The organism is Parafrankia sp. FMc2, from assembly GCF_041008525.1.
In the GTDB taxonomy this organism is placed as follows: Bacteria; Actinomycetota; Actinomycetes; order Frankiales; family Frankiaceae; genus Parafrankia.
The window spans coordinates 1-678 of the sequence record NZ_JBFLUG010000490.1; the positions used below are offsets into that span (position 1 = coordinate 1).

Here is a 678-nt window from a genome sequence, read left to right on the forward strand (position 1 = left end):
TCCGTCTGCTGCGCCGCCGGCTGTCCGACGTCGTGTTCACCGCCCTCCGCGCCGACGCGCGCAGCCACACCGCACCGCCCTCACCGGCGCCCGCAGATGACCGTCAGCTCGCGGCTTGACATAGGAGCATCACGGAGACCGGTCAGAAATTAAATTCGCTCTGATCGACGCGGAGAAAACACACCACTCTGTCTCCGTTCTTGCCCGCGTGCTCGGTGTGTCACGCGAGGGCTACTACGCCTGGCGCCGCCGCGGTGGACAGTCCGCCCGAACCGCGGCCGACCAGACCCTGACCACGAAGATCACCGCTGTGCATGCGGCGTCCCGGGCCACCTACGGTGCGCCGCGGGTGCACGCCGACCTGGCCGCCGCGGGCGTACACGTCAGCCGCAAGCGGGTCGCCCGGCTCATGAGACAGGCTGGCCTGCAAGGGGTTCATCGGCGCCGCCGCGTCAGCCTCACCCGGTCCGACCGTGCCGCGCACCTGCCACCCGACCTGGTCAACCGAGACTTCACCGCCCCTGCCCCGAACCAGGTCTGGACCGCCGACGTCACCTAATGGGAGAGCCGGACGGGTGTCCGGTGTCCGCTGGTGGCTGGCAGGGGCCCCTGAGATATCACCGGCCCAGGTCGGGTGCGAGGGTGATGGACGAGCCGCTGGTCGGTGTCCACTCCTTG

Annotated in this window: 1 protein-coding gene; it reads left to right on the forward strand. The window is 69.8% G+C overall.

The genetic code is table 11. The features are described from left to right. The first annotated feature begins 208 nt into the window (after positions 1-208). The gene (locus AB1460_RS38090; protein WP_368967464.1) at positions 209-559 is read left to right on the forward strand and encodes an IS3 family transposase; all 351 of its coding nucleotides are present in this window, start codon (positions 209-211) and stop codon (positions 557-559) included. Positions 560-678 lie beyond the last annotated feature (119 nt).